The sequence below is a fragment of the Neisseria sp. P0021.S007 genome, from assembly GCF_051956855.1.
Genome location: NZ_JBQCXA010001804.1, coordinates 1 through 433, shown reverse-complemented (window position 1 = coordinate 433; position 433 = coordinate 1). Strand labels below are relative to the sequence as shown.

The window sequence follows — 433 nt, the reverse complement described above, 5'->3', positions numbered from 1 at the left end:
AGGACGCGGATGTCGAGACCGTTGGTATCCAGTTCGGCAAGGTAGGCTTTAACCTTGGCGAGCAGGCTCTTGTCGTGCGGACGGTTTTCGTCGAGCCAGAACACGGCTGGCGTGTTGCTCAGACGGGCGCGGTTGACGGCGAGTTGTACCCAGTCTTTGACGGGCGCGTCTTTGGTTTGGCACATACGCCAGATGTCGCCTGCTTCAACGTCGTGCTGCATCAGGACTTTGCCTGCCGCATCAATGACTTGAACCTGACCGTCGGCTTCGATTTCGAAAGTTTTATTGTGCGAACCATATTCTTCGGCCGCCTGCGCCATCAGGCCGACGTTGGGTACTGTACCCATGGTTGTCGGATCGAACGCGCCGTGTTCGCGGCAGAAGTCGATGGTTGCTTGATAAACGCCTGCGTAGCTGCTGTCGGGAATCACGG

General features: G+C 57.5%; 1 protein-coding gene. It reads right to left on the bottom strand.

The genetic code is table 11. The features are described 5' to 3' along the window. A partial coding sequence (locus ACTHUR_RS21550; RefSeq protein WP_440400858.1) for an NADP-dependent isocitrate dehydrogenase occupies positions 1-433 on the bottom strand: 433 nt, incomplete at both ends.